A 15,090-nucleotide genomic window follows, 5' to 3' on the forward strand; every position below is an offset into this window, starting at 1 on the left:
TATCGCTCTACCAACTGAGCTAATGTCGCATTCCGTGCTCCGCTTACATGAAGCAGCGAAGGTGAGGCCGCATTATATGGAAATTTATTAACCCTGCAACCCCCACGAGCATATTTAGATGCTAAATGCTCAAATTTTAAATACTCGCTCGCGATAGAACTGCAATTCGGCAACTGATTCGCGAATATCATCGAGCGCTTGGTGAGTATTTTGCTTTTTAAATTCTTGCATGATTTCTGGCTGCCAACGACTCACTAACTCTTTAATTGTGCTGACGTCCAGATTGCGGTAGTGGAAGTAATCTTCCAGCTCCGGCATATATTTATTCAGAAAACGGCGATCCTGACCAATGCTGTTACCACACATAGGTGATTTACCTTTTGGTACATATTGCTCAAGAAAAGCAATGGTCTCGCGAATCGCGTCTTGCTCGGAGTAACTGCTGGCACGCACGCGGTCAATCAAGCCTGAGGCGCCATGATGCTGTTGGTTCCAGTCATCCATTGCTGCCAGCACTTCATCTAACTGATGAATGGCGATCACCGGCCCTTCCGCCAAAATATTCAAATCTTTATCGGTCACAATCGTGGCAATTTCAATAACGCGATCGGTAGCCGGCTCTAACCCGGTCATTTCCAGATCCACCCAAATCAGATTTTCAGCATTGGCCGCCATGTTCGTAAATACTCCAGCAATCGCCGTTTCAGGCTTTTTTGTTCAATAGCGTGTATTATAGGGGTTTTGACCCCGAATCAGCACGATCTTACAGGTTTACGTGAGCAAAAAGAAACCCCTGAGCCGAGGCCAGTTGCGCCGCATGAAGGCTAACCACCAAAAACGACTTGACCGTCGTCAACAAGCAACCGAGCAAGAAGACGAAATTCAAGAAGGAAATCTTGGTCCAGAGCAAGAGGGCGTTGTGATTTCTCGCTTTGGTCAGCATGTTGACGTTGAGGCGGCCGACGGCGAAATCGTACGCTGTAATATCCGCCGCACCATTGGTAGTCTCGTGACTGGCGATAAAGTGGTATTGCGCTTAGCCAATGACAACCAATCCGCCATCGGTGGTGTGGTAGAAGCGGTGCATCCACGACAATCCTCACTCACACGTCCAGATTTATACGATGGCGTCAAAGTAGTCGCCGCCAATATCGATCAGATTCTGATTGTCTCATCGGTGTTGCCAGAATTTACTACGCAGATCATCGATCGCTATTTAGTGGCGGCAGAAGATACCGACATCCCGCCCATTATTGTGCTTAACAAAATAGACCTATTAGACGCAAGTAACCGCGACGAGATAGAAGCCGCACTGCAGCGCTATCGTAATATTGGCTACCAAGTGTTGTGTGTCAGCAGTAAATCCGCCGATGGTTTGGATGAGCTCAGACAGACATTAGCCAATAAGACCAGTATTTTCGCTGGTCAGTCTGGTGTGGGTAAGTCGTCCTTGATCAACGCCTTAATGCCGGATGCCGAACTACAAACTGGCGAAGTATCAGATAACTCCGGCCTCGGCCAGCACACCACTACCACCTCAAAACTGTTGCATTTCCCTGATGGCGGTAAGCTGATTGATTCTCCCGGCGTACGCGAATTTGCCCTGTGGCACCTGCCTGCAGAACGGGTAGGATGGTGTTTTATCGAATTTCGTGACTACTTAGGTGGCTGTAAATTCCGCGATTGCAAACACTTAGACGATCCCGGCTGCCGTTTGCGCGAAGCAGTAGAAGCAGGCAAAATCGCAGAGGACAGATTTAACAATTATCATCGTATTATCGCCAGCTTGGGCGAGCAGCGCCACGCACGTTATTTCCGCGCGGGCGTCGACGATATTTAATATCCATAACAAAGATAACAAGGAAATTTTTAAATTGGATAAGCTGAAAATTGTACTGCAGTACTTATTGCCTAAACATCTGTTGTCTCGACTGGTGGGCAAGCTGGCAGCAGCAGAATTAGGCGGGCTGACCACCTGGACCATCAGTAAATTTATTAAGCAGTACAACGTCGATATGTCAGAAGCCGCGGCCAGTAACGCCGACGACTACAACACCTTTAATGCCTTTTTCACTCGAGCGCTTAAGCCTGGCATGCGACCACTGCACGAGAATGAACAGTATTTGGTTCACCCGGTGGATGGCACTGTTAGTCAACGCGGTCCGATTGAGCAAGGCCGTATTATTCAAGCCAAGGGGCACGACTATTCGTCACTGGCCCTGCTCGGTGATTTACCTGAGTTAGCCGCACGCTTCGACGAAGGTGATTTCGCGACTATTTACCTCGCACCACGCGATTATCACCGCATCCATATGCCAGTTGCGGGTACGCTATCAAAAATGGTGTATGTACCGGGCGAACTGTTCTCAGTAAATCCGCTGACCGCGCAACATGTGCCGGGATTATTTGCGCGTAACGAGCGCGTAGTGGCGATTTTTGAAACTGAAATCGGACCGTTGGCAATGGTATTAGTGGGCGCGACCATTGTGGCAAGTATTGAAACCGTGTGGGCTGGCACAGTCACGCCACCGACCGGAAAGAAAGTATTTGTCTGGGATTACGACACTGAGGCTGAAGACGCGATAACGCTTGCCAAAGGTGAAGAGATGGGGCGCTTTAAACTCGGTAGTACTGTGGTAATGCTGTTCGCTAAAGATGCCCTTAGCGAGTTTGCCGACGGTGTCGAGCCGGGTGCCGTTACCCGCATGGGACAAGCCTTTGCCAAAAAAGCAGACGCTTAACATCTGTATTCAACGCTGAAGCCGCGCCTATGAAAATGGGGCGGCTTCAGTGTTGATGATGACCGAGCTGAAAGACTTCCACGCCAGTAGCAATCCAGTCAGCACCTGCTCTATCCAATAACGGCACTCACTGTCACCCACTCCTTGTTTGACATCATGCATAAAGCACTAATATTTCCTCGTTAAACACTATAGTGATCTGCACGAGTTTGCGGTATCTTGCTCGCGATAGAACAGCTGCTACAGTTGTGGTTAATGAGGAGCTTACTATGCTGGTAATTGCCCATCGAGGAGCCAGTGGTCATTGTCCCGAGAATACCCTGAGCGCCATGGAATATGCGCTATCTCTCGGTGCAGAGGCGATTGAACTGGACGTTCACTGTGTTGAAGGGGAATTATATGTTTTTCATGATCGCCGTCTAGAATACAAAAGCTGTGGACAAGGGCTGATTGATCAGCGTAGCCAAAATGAGTTGAGCCAGATTACCGTCTTAGGTGAGGCGATCCCGACACTGTGGCAAGTACTACAGCTCGTAGCTGGCCGAGCCATGGTCAATATTGAGCTTAAAGGCGTAAACACGCTGGCACCATTAATCGCAGCTTATCCACGCTATCTCAGCGAGTTAGGCTTTAGCGCCGAGCAGTTGCTGATATCGTCATTTAATCATCGCTATCTGCTGCAACTACGGCAAGCCTTACCACACGCGCGTATCGGCGTTTTATTCAGTGGAATTCCGTTAGACTACGACACCACTATCAACGCGATTCAACCCTACTCTTTGCATCTTGATATCAATTTCATTAGCCTCGACATGCTCAAATGTGCGCAGCAACTTGGCATTAAAACCTACGCTTATACTGTTGATTATATTGATGATATGCACTACTTGCAGCAACTAGGGGTCGATGGCATTTTCTGTAACTTCCCGGATCGTGCAATGCATGCTTTAGCAGAACCAGCCTCAGCGGATATCCCCGCCGCGAACTGGTTTGACTAATCGGTAAAACGGCAAGTTACAAGGCCAAACTTAGCTTTGACGATTACGCTGCGCCCACGAGCCAATCAGGAAAAACACCGCACAAACCAGCAGCAGCATCCACATAGCGGGCATATGTCGTAGCTGGCCCGCGAGCCAAGGACTCACAGCCACAATCAACAAGCCAAAGCCAAAAGCATTCACCACAATAAAAATTAACGTGCGCAGGATAAATGACCTGGCTCCCAGTTGCTGACGCAGCCAGCGGTTGCAATCAGCGCCAAACACCACAATGATACAAGACACCATTGCCGTGGCGATTTCATTCATCCAAGGATGTAACATTGCGCCAGTGCGGCTTAGGAAAGAAACGATTAAGTCCATAAAATTTCACTGCTATTTGATAATCGGCAGCCAGCATAAAGGGAGTCTGCATGTCGCACAAGCTGTTGTTGCTCACCAGAGAAAATGATAAATATCTGCCGCTGCTGCAGCAATATGACTTACCTAGCCTCAGCGTGGTTGATGATCAACCCGAACATATCAATCATGCCGATATCTGGCTGGCAGAACCCGGCTTAGCTGCGCCATTGGTAAGTGTCGCACCGCAATTACAATGGATACAAAGCACATTTGCGGGCGTCGATAAGTTAATGCAACTGAGACGGCCACTGACCTGTCAACTGACCAACATTAAGCAAGTGTTTGGTCCGTTAATGAGCGAATATGTGTTTGGTTATTTGCTGAGTATTTATCGGCAGCAGCAACTGTATCACCAACAACAAGCAGCGAAGGTTTGGCAGGAGGGGCGATACACAACGCTGCAGGGAAAATCTCTATTGGTGTTGGGGACAGGTTCAATTGGTACTCACCTTGCCAGCACGGCGCGTCATTTTGGTATGCGTGCCATTGGGATCAATCGCCGTGGTGGTGCTAATGCAGCATTTGAGCATGTCGCTGATATAAGTCAACTATCAGCGCAACTCCAACACGCCGACGTTATCGTCAACGCTCTACCGCATACACCGCAAACCACGCGATTATTCGATAGCAACATGCTGGCGTTGCTGAAACAAAATGCAATTTTTATCAATGTTGGGCGCGGCTCGATTGTGGATATCAATCTGCTCACGCAGTTTCTGCAACAGCGCAACGACGTTACCGCCATTCTCGATGTGTTTGAACAAGAGCCACTCAATAGCGAGCATCTACTGTGGCAACTGCCCAATGCCATTATTACCCCACATATCGCCGCGCCCAGTTTTCCTGAGCAAGTGGTCGCAATTTTTGCGGAAAACTATCAAAGATTTATTCAAGGTGACGCCTTGCTCAACCGCGTAGATATGGAAGCAGGCTATTGAATTAGTTATCAATTGTGAGTATCAGCCCCAATAGCGTTATGGCGGCAACGTGATCCTGTCCAAAAAAAGCACAAATACGTATTGTGAGTGAGAACAATTTTCATTTATAATCATACCCAACAAATGAGAATTGGTTTTACTGCGGAGATATCACCATGTACGTCTGCCTGTGTCACGCGATTACTGACACCCAAATTAAGCAGGCCGTTAGTCAGGGAGATACCAGCTTAAAGGATGTTAAGAAACGGCTGGGTGTAGGCGATCAATGTGGAAAATGTACCAAAATGGCAGCGCTGATTATTGAGCAGCAGCTTGAATTGGAACCAAATTATTACGAAGTTGCTTGAGGTATCTTGCTGCTATCGAAAAAAGCCCCGTATTTACGGGGCTTTTTGCTATTAGGCTATCGCTGCACGAGTTACTCAGCGTCAAATTCTGCTTCACTACTCGGGGCATCATAGCTGATATCAACACTATCCACTCGCTGTAAACCACGTGGCAGCTTAGCCCCGCGGCGTCCACGTTCTCCGCGGTAATGTTCCAAATCACTCGATTTCAGCGTCAGCTTACGTTTGCCAGCCCACAGCGTCACACTCGCGCCCTTTGGCACCAAACACAGATGACCGAGTAACTCTTCACGATTCGATGCGCGTTCGCTTGGAATACCGATAATCTTATTGCCTTTACCTTTGCTCAGTTGCGGTAACGCACCTACATCAAAAATCAACATGCGTCCTTCGTTGCTGATTGCCAAGATATCGTTCGGCACAGTCTTATCCAGCAACCTAGGTGTCAGCACCTTGGCATTTTTTGGCAAGCTCAACAACACCTTACCAGCTTTGTTACGCGACACCATATCTTTGTATTCGCAGACAAATCCATAGCCTGCATCGCTCGCTAGCAGGTACTGACTCGCGTCATCTCCAAGCAGCACATGCTCCATGGTTTCGCCTGCAGCCAGATTAAAGCGAGTGGTGATAGGCTCACCTTGGCTACGCGCCGACGGCAGCGTATGCGTGTCAGTGGCAAAGGCGCGACCAGAACTGTCAATAAACACTGTTTGCTGGTTGCTTCGTCCTGGTGCGGCGCAGAGGAACTGGTCACCCGCTTTATAAGACAGAGCAGCGGCATCAATATCATGGCCTTTGGCGCAACGCACCCAACCTTTCTCTGACAGAATAACGGTCACCGCTTCGGTGGGCACTAAATCTTGCTCGGATAACGCTTTTGATTCTGCACGTTCCACCAATGGTGAACGACGCTCGTCACCATAAGTTTCAGCGTCTGCTTTGAGTTCTTTCTTAATCAGCGTCTTAAGACGACGATCAGAGCTGAGCAGCAATTCCAGCGCATCGCGCTCTTTGGCTAATTCATCTTGCTCAGCTTGAATTTTAATCTCTTCCAGCTTGGCCAAGTGACGTAACTTCAGTTCCAGAATCGCTTCAGCTTGCTTATCGCTGAGATTGAAGCGGCGCATTAATTCCGCTTTCGGCTCATCATGGAAGCGGATGATCTCAATCACTTCGTCGATATTGAGGAAGGCAACCATCAAAGCTTCGAGAATATGTAGTCGAGCCAACACCTTACCTAAACGGAACTCCAAGCGACGACGTACTGTTTGGGTACGGTAAACCAACCATTCGGTCAGCATCTGCTTCAAGCCCTTCACCTGCGGCCGACCATCTAAGCCCAGCACGTTAAGGTTGATTCGGTAATTTTTCTCCAGCTCGGTGGTAGCAAACAGGTGCGCCATCAGTTGCTGGCAATCGACTCGGTTAGAACGCGGAACAATCACTAGACGTACCGGATTCTCATGATCCGACTCATCACGTAAGTCGGTCACCATTGGCAGCTTCTTCGCCTGCATCTGCGCGGCAATCTGTTCCAGAATCTTCGATGAACTGGCTTGATGTGGTAACGCGGTGACGACGATTTCACCATCTTCTACGCTGTAAACCGCCCTAGCTTTGACTGAGCCTTTGCCGCTTTCATAGATTTTGGCGATATCGGCAGCTGGCGTAATAATCTCTGCCGCGGTCGGATAGTCTGGCCCTGGCACAAAGCTCATGAGCTGCTCAAGATCGGCACTCGGATTGTCCAATAGTTCGATACATGCAGCAGCAACTTCACGGGCATTGTGCGGTGGAATATCGGTCGCCATGCCCACAGCAATACCGGTAATGCCGTTAAGCAAAATATGGGGTAAACGAGCAGGTAACATCAATGGCTCTTTCATGGTGCCATCAAAGTTATCGCCCCATTCAACCGTGCCCTGGCCTAACTCACTGAGCAACACTTCAGAGAAACGTGACAAACGCGCTTCGGTATAACGCATGGCAGCAAACGATTTAGGATCGTCTGGCGCCCCCCAGTTACCTTGACCATCCACCAACGGGTAGCGATAGGTAAAAGGCTGTGCCATCAACACCATCGCTTCATAACAAGCGCTATCACCATGTGGATGGTATTTACCGAGCACATCGCCGACGGTACGGGCGGACTTTTTATACTTAGCCGTAGCAGCCAGCCCCAGTTCGCTCATAGCATAGATGATACGACGCTGTACGGGCTTCAGACCGTCACCAATATGCGGCAACGCGCGATCCATAATGACGTACATGGAATAGTTCAGATACGCATCTTCGGTGAAGCGCCGCAGTGGCATCTGTTCCACTCCGTCCATGCTCAGTCCGATTGAATCACTCATATAGTTATTATTCCTGTCGAAGCGTTTTGCCGCTTAGTCCTGTTCTTCATCTGAGCTGCTACCTTTGTAATACAGTCGGTAGACATTGCCTTTTAAATCATCGGAAATATACACCGAGCCATCCGGCGCCATCGCTAAGCCATAAGGCCGTGCCATGGGAAATTCACCGTCAAGAAAGCTCAGCACAGTGTTGCGTTCCAACACTTTATTGCCATCCATTTTCAACATCACTATCTGGTAGCCCACTTTGCTGGAGCGGTTCCAGGAGCCATTTTCGGCCACCAATAATTGGTTGTGATATTCCTCAGGGAACTGAGTGCCGCGATAAAACAAGATATCCCTAGGCGCAACATGCGCGGGCAACTCAAATTCGGGTGGCGTAACCTTTAAGTTTTTCGGCTTATCGTATGCAGGCTCTTTCACGTTGTTGCCGTGAATATAGGGAAAGCCAAAATGCTCGCCAAAGTTGGCGACGCGATCGATTTCATCGGGTGGGATGTTATCCCCCATCCAATCACGACTGCTGTCGGCGAACCATAGTTTGTTATCAACAGGCGACCAATCCATACCAACGACCTGACGAATGCCTGTGGCAATCTGTCTGGCATCACCAAATTGCAGATCGATGGCGATGATGCTGCCATATGGCGAACTCGGCTCGCAGACATTACACGGTGCACCAATCGCGACATAGAGCCGCCCATCAGGGCCAAACTTCATGCCGCGTACACTCTTCTTTGTATTGCCTGGCAAGCGGTCGTAAATTTCTACTGGCCGCGCGGGACGTCGTAAACGCTGCTCAATGTTATTGAACACGACGATACGCTCATTTACTGCCGCATATAAGTTACCGTCATGGAACGCTAATGCCTCTGGGTATTCCAGATCTTTAGCCACCAGATAACGGCGGTCGACTCGGCCATCGTTGTTACTATCCACTAGCGCAGTGATAGTGCCACTTTTGTGGGAACCTACAAACAAGGTGCCGTCATCTCCAACGGCAATCTGTTTGGCATCACCTAAATCGGTGGCGTATAACGAAACGCCAAAGCCTTTGGTGACCGTAATAATGACCGACTGCGCAGCAGCTGCGGTCATGCATATTAATGAGGTTCCAAGCAGTAACAAACCTGCACTGACTCGAGAGCCAGTTCTGTTACATAGATTCTTCATACCCCAGCCTTGTGATTGTTCCGGCGCATTTAAAACTGGGCTAAGTCTCCCTTAGCTTCCAGCCATGATTTACGATCCCCTGCTCGCTTCTTGGACAACAGCATGTCCATCAACAGCACCGTTTCTTCGGCGTCATCAATGGTCAGCTGGACTAACCGTCGAGTATTGGGATCCATGGTCGTTTCCCGTAATTGCAATGGGTTCATTTCGCCCAACCCTTTAAAGCGGGTGACTTGGACTTTGCCCTTTTTCTTATCTGCTGCAATACGGCTCAGGATGCCTTGTTTTTCCTCTTCATCGAGGGCATAAAAGACCTCCTTACCTACGTCAATTCTGAACAATGGTGGCATCGCGATATAAATATGCCCATGTTCCACCAGCACTTTAAAATGCTTGAGGAACAGCGCACATAACAAAGTCGCAATATGCAAGCCATCGGAGTCCGCATCGGCTAACACACAGATTTTGCCATACCTAAGTTCAGAAATGTCGTTGCTGTCAGGGTCACAGCCTATCGCCACAGATATATCATGGACTTCTTGTGACCCCAACACTTGAGAAGCATCAACCTCCCAAGTGTTCAGGATTTTACCGCGAAGCGGCATAATTGCCTGAAATTCTTTATCACGTGCCTGTTTGGCACTCCCGCCCGCTGAATCACCTTCCACGAGGAATAACTCAGTGCGGCTGTTATCTTGACTGGTGCAATCGGTCAGTTTGCCCGGCAACGCCGGTCCTGAGGTCACCTTCTTACGCGCAATTTTTTTCGCTGACTTTAAGCGGCGTTGTGCATTGCTGATGCACATTTCGGCCAATAACTCGGCTTGGTCAGTGTTACTGTTAAGCCACAAACTGAAAGCATCACGCACAATACCTGCGACAAAAGCGGCGCATTGGCGGCTGGAAAGTTTCTCTTTGGTTTGCCCGGCAAATTGCGGGTCCTGCATTTTCACTGACAGCACGAACGACGCTTTATCCCAGATATCATCTGGGCCGAGTTTTACACCACGCGGAATCAAATTGCGGAATTCGCAAAACTCCCGCATTGACTCCAATAGACCTTGGCGAAAGCCGTTCACGTGAGTCCCACCTAGCGGAGTGGGGATCAGGTTAACGTAGCTTTCATTCAGGCATTCTCCGCCTTCATTTAGCCAAGTAATTGCCCATTCTGCCGCTTCTAACTGGGTAGCAATATTGCCGACAAACGGCTCTGCCGGTAAACAGGGGTTTTCAGCGACTGATTCTTTAACATAATCAGTAAGACCAGCTTCGTAACACCATTCTTGTTGTTCGTTCGTTTGCTTGTTAACAAAGGTAATGGTTAAGCCAGAACACAAAACGGCTTTTGCGCGCAGCAGATAGGTAAGCTTACTGACGGAGAAATTAGCAGAATCAAAATATTTTTCGTCAGGCCAAAAGCGCACTCGGGTGCCAGTATTACGGCGACCACAGGTGCCAGTAACACTCAAGGCTTCTACACGGTCACCGTGCTCAAAAGCGATTTCGTACACTTGTGCGTCACGGCGAACCGTCACTTCAACACGCTTAGATAAGGCGTTAACAACGGAAATACCTACGCCGTGCAAGCCGCCAGAAAACTGATAGTTTTTATTGGAAAACTTACCACCAGCATGGAGTTTAGTTAGGATCAATTCAACCCCAGGAATACCTTCTTCCGGGTGAATATCCACAGGCATACCGCGGCCATCGTCGATCACTTCAAGTGAATTATCGGTATGAAGAATTACATCAATTTTACGAGCATGCCCGGCCAACGCTTCATCGACACTGTTATCGATAACTTCCTGACCGAGATGATTGGGGCGTGTGGTATCGGTATACATCCCCGGACGGCGTTTAACGGGATCGAGTCCGTTCAGTACTTCAATGGCATCTGAGGTGTATTGATTAGTCATAGCGCATACTTGTTATTGTTTCAGGCCATGTTGGGCCGCGACGATCTGATTGTCAAGGTAAGCATAAAAAACGGCAGACTTCTGCTAATTTGTCGCCGTAACCCACAAAACTGTGATTTCCACCGACCTCAACCAGCATTTTACAGCAATGATATTTATTCAGCGCCTGTTGGTAATCAAGCACTTCATCACCCGTTTGCAATAATACAAAAAATCGATCGGGGTTGAATATTACCTGTGTATCAAAAGCATAAAGTTGTTGTTGATGTTCAGGGAGTAGTTGATAAACCTCTCCGGTATAGGGATTAGTCTGCTCGCCCAAATAGTCGTTAAACAGCTCATAAGGTTTAACCGCTGGATTAACCAACACCGCCTTACCGCCATATTTTTCCGCCAGATAGCTCGCCATATAGCCGCCAAGTGAGGAACCGATAAAACGCAACGCCTCACCATTAGCAACGGCCATTTCCACGCGTTCGGTTAGTAACGCGATTGCCGCTGCGGGGTTAGAAGGCAGTTGCGGAATATCAATCTTGGTATCGGGGAAATGCTGTGCGAGATAAGCCTTAGTAAGTTCGGCCTTATCCGATTGCGGAGAACTGTTAAAACCATGAATGTAGAGCAGCATAAAACCTCATTAAGCTACTCAAATTGGCAAGATATCAGTAGCCGCTTGCTTTAACGTCCGGTGAGAAACGCTCGCCCGGCACACGATACACACTAGTCTGCATGCTACCATCGGCGCGTAACTCCAGCAAACGATAGCCAGGCTGTACCATGTCTAACGCAAAGTAGGTCGATAACGGCTTAAATTGAATACATGTCGACGGCGTGGCCATCAAGTTGATAGGACCGTGTTGCCCATCAATGGTGTGATCGAGTTGCTGATGCACATGGCCCCAAAGCATGCCTTTGACTTGCGGATAGCTTGCCATCTCGGCAAGAAACTCTGCCCCGTTGTCCATCCAATGCTGATCTAACCAAGTACACTTAACCTGTACCGGATTATGATGCATTACCAACAACACATGCTTATCTGGCTCTGCGGCGATGGCTTCGCGAATCAAGGCAAATTCGCTTTCATCCAAGTGTCCGCCTGGCTTTCCACGCACGGTCGAATCCAACAAAATTAACTGCCAGTTGCCGATAATAATGCGCTGCTGGCCGAAAACACGCTCGCCTTGCATATGCAAATTCATGATTCGAGGATCATCGTGGTTGCCAGGCAAGTAATGGCAAGGTAGGTCAAGCGGTGCGATTGCTTTAACGAAATTGCGGTAGGATTCGGCAGAAAAATCTTGGCTGATATCTCCCGTGGCCAGTAACAAGTCAGCAGGATAGTTCAACGCTTGTACGGTGCTCACTACCGCAGCAAGACTATTGGCAGTATTAACGCCCAGCAGGTTTCCATCTGGCTCGGCAAAAAGATGAGGATCGGTCATCTGCACAAGGCGAACACTGTGATCCTTAGGAATACTGTAGGTGATAGCCTCTTTCAGCACATTGATTACCCAAAACTATGACTGACATTAGAATGAGCATGACAGTCGATTTTCAACAACTCCTCCAGAAAGGCGTTTACCTGATATTTTTCATCGGGATGATGCATACGCAGGTTCGGATAATCATACACTGCCTGCAAGCGAAAGATCTGTTGACTGCTTAACACTTCAGCCAATTTGGCATCATGATAGATCCTTACTGTCACTTTCGGTACAGGCACAACGCCTTGAGAATCGACATTTCTGGTAATGCTGACTAACTGGGTATAAGGCGTATTTTCAAGAACTTCCACATCCAAGCAGCCAAATGTTCCCGACACTTGCCATTGATCACCTAATTGGCATTCTTCGGGCAGCCAACGCTGAATGTGAGCGTAATTGCGCCCGCACAGCGCAAGAAACTGGTTCACATTCGGTTGATATCGATCTTTTAACGCTGCTCTAGTCATTGAGTTCCAACATATTTTGATAGTTCAGTTGCAGCCACTGCAAACCTAGTACAGTAGAGGCATTATCAATTCTGCCATCAATCGTCATCTCATACGCTTGTTGCCTTGGCAACACTAACACGCGAATGTCTTCGTGTTCCTCAGCAAGTCCGTGAATCCCCGTCGCCAGACTAGCATCAACACTGGCGCAATAAAGATAGTAACGCTCAGTGCAACCGCCAGGACTCGAAAGATAGCTATTTACAAAGTGTAACGAACGCGCTTCTAAACCACTCTCTTCCATCAACTCGCGCCGGGCCACTTCTTCTGGGGCTTCATCGGCTTCAAACATGCCGGCGACCAGCTCGTAAAGCCAAGGATGTTCACTGGTTTCAACGGCCGGAAAACGTAATTGCTCAATTAGCACCACTTGATCGGTGCGCGCATCATAAGGCAACACGACGACTGCATGACCGCGCTCAAACACTTCGCGCTTTACCTCTTCGCTCCAGCCGCCCGCAAATAAGCGATGGCGAAAGCAGTATTCTTCCATAGAAAAGAAGCCAGAATAAAGCGTTCTTTTACCAATTATTTCGACATCCGCTTTTGAGAATTTCTTTTCTGCCATTTTTGCCTCTACTTTTACTTGCTTGTCATCCTAAACCTTTACACCTGACAGTACACTGTATCGTGAAAAGCTAAGGATTTTTATGCATAAAATCTGTTACACTTGGAAGTTGACTACAAATTGGTTGATTTCTTAAAATTTCTGCCAACAAGTTTTGCTGTATAGGGAAGCGTCGGGAAGCGCGAACCGCCTTTTTCAAAGGGCATTTAACAGTCTAACGAAGTTAAACAACCCCGAATAGGGTGTTTGTCTATAAGGACAGCTAATGAAATTCAAGATCCGCACTTTGTGTGCTGCGTTGACTTTCGCAGCGACGGCAAATACTGCATTTGCCGACGATTTGCTCCAAATATATCAGCAAGCTCTCACCAATGACCCAGTGGTATTGCAGGCTAAAGCGCAACGCGATCAAACGTTTGAAGCGATCGAAGAAAACCGTGCGCCTTTGCTGCCAACCGTGAGTGGTCAGGTAGGCTATAACAAAGCATGGAATGATCCGGGTTCAAATAGCCGAGGTCTGACTGGCACAGTGTCGTTGAATCAAGTGGTTTATGACCACGCGGCGTGGGTTGGTCTTAACTTGGCAGAGAAAGCGGCCTCTCAAGCAGATACCGTCTATGCAGCATCGCTGCAAAATCTGATTATTCGTGTGACCACCGCGTATTTCAACGTGCTGTCAGCCAAAGATACCTTTGAGTATCAACAGGCGCAGAAAAATGCCATTGAACGTCAGTTGGAACAAACTAAGCAACGTTTTGCTGTAGGTTTGACCGCAATTACTGACGTACATGAAGCGCAAGCTCAGTATGACTTGGCTACTGCTGCCGTAATTTCAGCACAGAACGTACTGACCAACAGTTACGAAGCGCTGCGCGAAATTACCGGTATTGACCACACAGATTTAAAAGTGCTCGATACGCAGCGTTTCTCAGCTACCAGCCCTGCTCCGACGCAAACCACTGACTGGCAAAAGCTGGCTGAAGATAACAACTTGGCAATTTTAAGTGATCGCTTAGCGAAAGATATTGCTAAGGAAACCATTAGCTTGCAGAAAACTGGTCACTTACCTTCACTGAGCTTCAATGCGTCATACTCAAAAGGTTTAGACCAACAAACTGACGGTGTATCGCAGCCTGATTTTGATGACAGCGCTGTGGGATTAACCCTGTCTATTCCGATCTTTGAAGGCTTTGCAGTAAGCTCTCGAGTGAAACAAGCGAAATATGCTTATATCCAAGCAAGCCAAGCATTAGAGCAGACTCACCGCGAAGTGATCAGAAGTGTGCGCAGTAATTTCAATGATGTAACTGCCTCAATGAGCTCTATCAGAGCATACGAACAGTCTGTGATTTCAGCTGAAAGTGCATTGAAAGCGACTCAAGCCGGTTTTGAAGTTGGTACCCGTACTATCGTGGATGTACTGAACAGTACTTATAACCTGTATAACGCCAAGCGCCAGTTATCTGATGCGCGTTATAGCTATATCAACTCTATCCTAGCGTTGAAACAAGCGGCAGGCACACTGACTGAAGCTGATGTTGTCGGTATCAATAACGGACTGACCACAGAAGCTGTGACTCAGCAGCCATAAGCTGAGTTCGCTAAGTAAAAAAACCGCCGAATGGCGGTTTTTTTATGCGTCAAGCGAGTGCTTATA

The 15,090-nt window shown here is 48.3% G+C and carries 16 protein-coding genes; 6 read left to right on the forward strand and 10 right to left on the reverse strand.

Features of this window, described 5'->3' with window-relative positions:
• Positions 1-129 precede the first annotated feature (129 nt).
• Positions 130-675: an oligoribonuclease gene (gene orn / locus HR45_RS18150; protein WP_037445697.1), complete on the reverse strand. Its 546-nt coding sequence runs from the start codon at positions 673-675 to the stop codon at positions 130-132.
• A gap of 100 nt (positions 676-775) precedes the next feature.
• On the opposite strand from orn, the gene rsgA reads away from it, so the two are divergent.
• Together rsgA and asd are read left to right on the forward strand one after the other, a co-directional pair.
• A complete protein-coding gene (gene rsgA / locus HR45_RS18155) occupies positions 776-1,840 on the forward strand; it encodes a small ribosomal subunit biogenesis GTPase RsgA (protein WP_037445698.1) in 1,065 nt (354 codons plus the stop codon).
• A gap of 34 nt (positions 1,841-1,874) precedes the next feature.
• Positions 1,875-2,741 carry an archaetidylserine decarboxylase gene (asd, locus tag HR45_RS18160; RefSeq protein WP_037445699.1) on the forward strand — a complete coding sequence of 289 codons (867 nt, stop codon included), beginning with the start codon at positions 1,875-1,877 and terminating at the stop codon, positions 2,739-2,741.
• Between the two features lie 27 nt (positions 2,742-2,768).
• Here asd and HR45_RS19765 read toward each other — a convergent pair whose 3' ends face one another.
• Entirely contained in the window at positions 2,769-2,903 is a 135-nt protein-coding gene (locus HR45_RS19765) for a hypothetical protein (RefSeq protein ID WP_277619592.1), read from the reverse strand.
• A gap of 107 nt (positions 2,904-3,010) precedes the next feature.
• Between HR45_RS19765 and HR45_RS18165 the strand changes: the two genes are divergently transcribed.
• On the forward strand, positions 3,011-3,739 hold the full coding sequence (locus HR45_RS18165; protein ID WP_037445700.1) for a glycerophosphodiester phosphodiesterase: 729 nt from the start codon (positions 3,011-3,013) through the stop codon (positions 3,737-3,739).
• A 30-nt stretch (positions 3,740-3,769) separates the two neighbouring features.
• Here HR45_RS18165 and HR45_RS18170 read toward each other — a convergent pair whose 3' ends face one another.
• Positions 3,770-4,102 (reverse strand): DUF3392 domain-containing protein, encoded by a 333-nt coding sequence (locus HR45_RS18170; protein ID WP_037445701.1) that lies wholly within the window; start codon positions 4,100-4,102, stop codon positions 3,770-3,772.
• Between the two features lie 50 nt (positions 4,103-4,152).
• Here HR45_RS18170 and HR45_RS18175 point away from each other — a divergent pair, with 50 nt between their 5' ends.
• Entirely contained in the window at positions 4,153-5,079 is a 927-nt protein-coding gene (locus HR45_RS18175; RefSeq protein WP_037445702.1) for a D-2-hydroxyacid dehydrogenase, read from the forward strand.
• A gap of 155 nt (positions 5,080-5,234) precedes the next feature.
• On the forward strand, positions 5,235-5,426 hold the full coding sequence (locus HR45_RS18180) for a bacterioferritin-associated ferredoxin (protein WP_037445703.1): 192 nt from the start codon (positions 5,235-5,237) through the stop codon (positions 5,424-5,426).
• A gap of 71 nt (positions 5,427-5,497) precedes the next feature.
• On the opposite strand, the gene parC is transcribed toward HR45_RS18180, so the two are convergent.
• From parC to nudF, 7 genes are all read right to left on the reverse strand, one after another.
• Complete coding sequence (gene parC / locus HR45_RS18185) at positions 5,498-7,786, reverse strand: DNA topoisomerase IV subunit A (RefSeq protein ID WP_037445704.1); 2,289 nt, start codon at positions 7,784-7,786, stop codon at positions 5,498-5,500.
• Between the two features lie 33 nt (positions 7,787-7,819).
• Positions 7,820-8,884, reverse strand: a complete 1,065-nt coding sequence (locus HR45_RS18190) for a PQQ-dependent sugar dehydrogenase (RefSeq protein ID WP_241461157.1) — start codon at positions 8,882-8,884, stop codon at positions 7,820-7,822.
• A 104-nt stretch (positions 8,885-8,988) separates the two neighbouring features.
• Entirely contained in the window at positions 8,989-10,875 is a 1,887-nt protein-coding gene (parE, locus tag HR45_RS18195; protein WP_037445705.1) for a DNA topoisomerase IV subunit B, read from the reverse strand.
• A 52-nt stretch (positions 10,876-10,927) separates the two neighbouring features.
• A complete protein-coding gene (locus HR45_RS18200; RefSeq protein WP_037445706.1) occupies positions 10,928-11,503 on the reverse strand; it encodes a YqiA/YcfP family alpha/beta fold hydrolase in 576 nt (191 codons plus the stop codon).
• Between the two features lie 34 nt (positions 11,504-11,537).
• A complete protein-coding gene (gene cpdA, locus HR45_RS18205) occupies positions 11,538-12,377 on the reverse strand; it encodes a 3',5'-cyclic-AMP phosphodiesterase (protein WP_037445707.1) in 840 nt (279 codons plus the stop codon).
• Between the two features lie 5 nt (positions 12,378-12,382).
• Positions 12,383-12,826 (reverse strand): DUF1249 domain-containing protein, encoded by a 444-nt coding sequence (locus HR45_RS18210; RefSeq protein ID WP_037445708.1) that lies wholly within the window; start codon positions 12,824-12,826, stop codon positions 12,383-12,385.
• The gene (gene nudF, locus HR45_RS18215) at positions 12,819-13,433 is read right to left on the reverse strand and encodes an ADP-ribose diphosphatase (RefSeq protein ID WP_037445709.1); all 615 of its coding nucleotides are present in this window, start codon (positions 13,431-13,433) and stop codon (positions 12,819-12,821) included. Before nudF ends, HR45_RS18210 begins: the two co-directional genes overlap by 8 nt.
• A gap of 265 nt (positions 13,434-13,698) precedes the next feature.
• On the opposite strand from nudF, the gene tolC reads away from it, so the two are divergent.
• Positions 13,699-15,024, forward strand: coding sequence for an outer membrane channel protein TolC (tolC, locus tag HR45_RS18220; protein ID WP_037445710.1), 1,326 nt, complete (start codon positions 13,699-13,701; stop codon positions 15,022-15,024).
• Positions 15,025-15,090 lie beyond the last annotated feature (66 nt).

It is taken from the genome of Shewanella mangrovi, assembly GCF_000753795.1.
Taxonomy (GTDB): Bacteria; Pseudomonadota; Gammaproteobacteria; order Enterobacterales; family Shewanellaceae; genus Shewanella; species Shewanella mangrovi.

Excerpts from the sequence above, each read along its gene's own strand:
- orn (WP_037445697.1), bottom strand. The coding sequence starts at position 675 with ATGGCGGCCAATGCTGAAAATCTGATTTGGGTGGATCTGGAAATGACC.
- HR45_RS19765 (WP_277619592.1), bottom strand. The coding sequence starts at position 2,903 with ATGCATGATGTCAAACAAGGAGTGGGTGACAGTGAGTGCCGTTATTGG.
- HR45_RS18165 (WP_037445700.1), top strand. The coding sequence starts at position 3,011 with ATGCTGGTAATTGCCCATCGAGGAGCCAGTGGTCATTGTCCCGAGAAT.
- HR45_RS18170 (WP_037445701.1), bottom strand. The coding sequence starts at position 4,102 with ATGGACTTAATCGTTTCTTTCCTAAGCCGCACTGGCGCAATGTTACAT.
- HR45_RS18175 (WP_037445702.1), top strand. The coding sequence starts at position 4,153 with ATGTCGCACAAGCTGTTGTTGCTCACCAGAGAAAATGATAAATATCTG.
- HR45_RS18180 (WP_037445703.1), top strand. The coding sequence starts at position 5,235 with ATGTACGTCTGCCTGTGTCACGCGATTACTGACACCCAAATTAAGCAG.
- parC (WP_037445704.1), bottom strand. The coding sequence starts at position 7,786 with ATGAGTGATTCAATCGGACTGAGCATGGACGGAGTGGAACAGATGCCA.
- HR45_RS18190 (WP_241461157.1), bottom strand. The coding sequence starts at position 8,884 with ATGACCGCAGCTGCTGCGCAGTCGGTCATTATTACGGTCACCAAAGGC.
- parE (WP_037445705.1), bottom strand. The coding sequence starts at position 10,875 with ATGACTAATCAATACACCTCAGATGCCATTGAAGTACTGAACGGACTC.
- HR45_RS18200 (WP_037445706.1), bottom strand. The coding sequence starts at position 11,503 with ATGCTGCTCTACATTCATGGTTTTAACAGTTCTCCGCAATCGGATAAG.
- HR45_RS18210 (WP_037445708.1), bottom strand. The coding sequence starts at position 12,826 with ATGACTAGAGCAGCGTTAAAAGATCGATATCAACCGAATGTGAACCAG.
- nudF (WP_037445709.1), bottom strand. The coding sequence starts at position 13,433 with ATGGCAGAAAAGAAATTCTCAAAAGCGGATGTCGAAATAATTGGTAAA.
- tolC (WP_037445710.1), top strand. The coding sequence starts at position 13,699 with ATGAAATTCAAGATCCGCACTTTGTGTGCTGCGTTGACTTTCGCAGCG.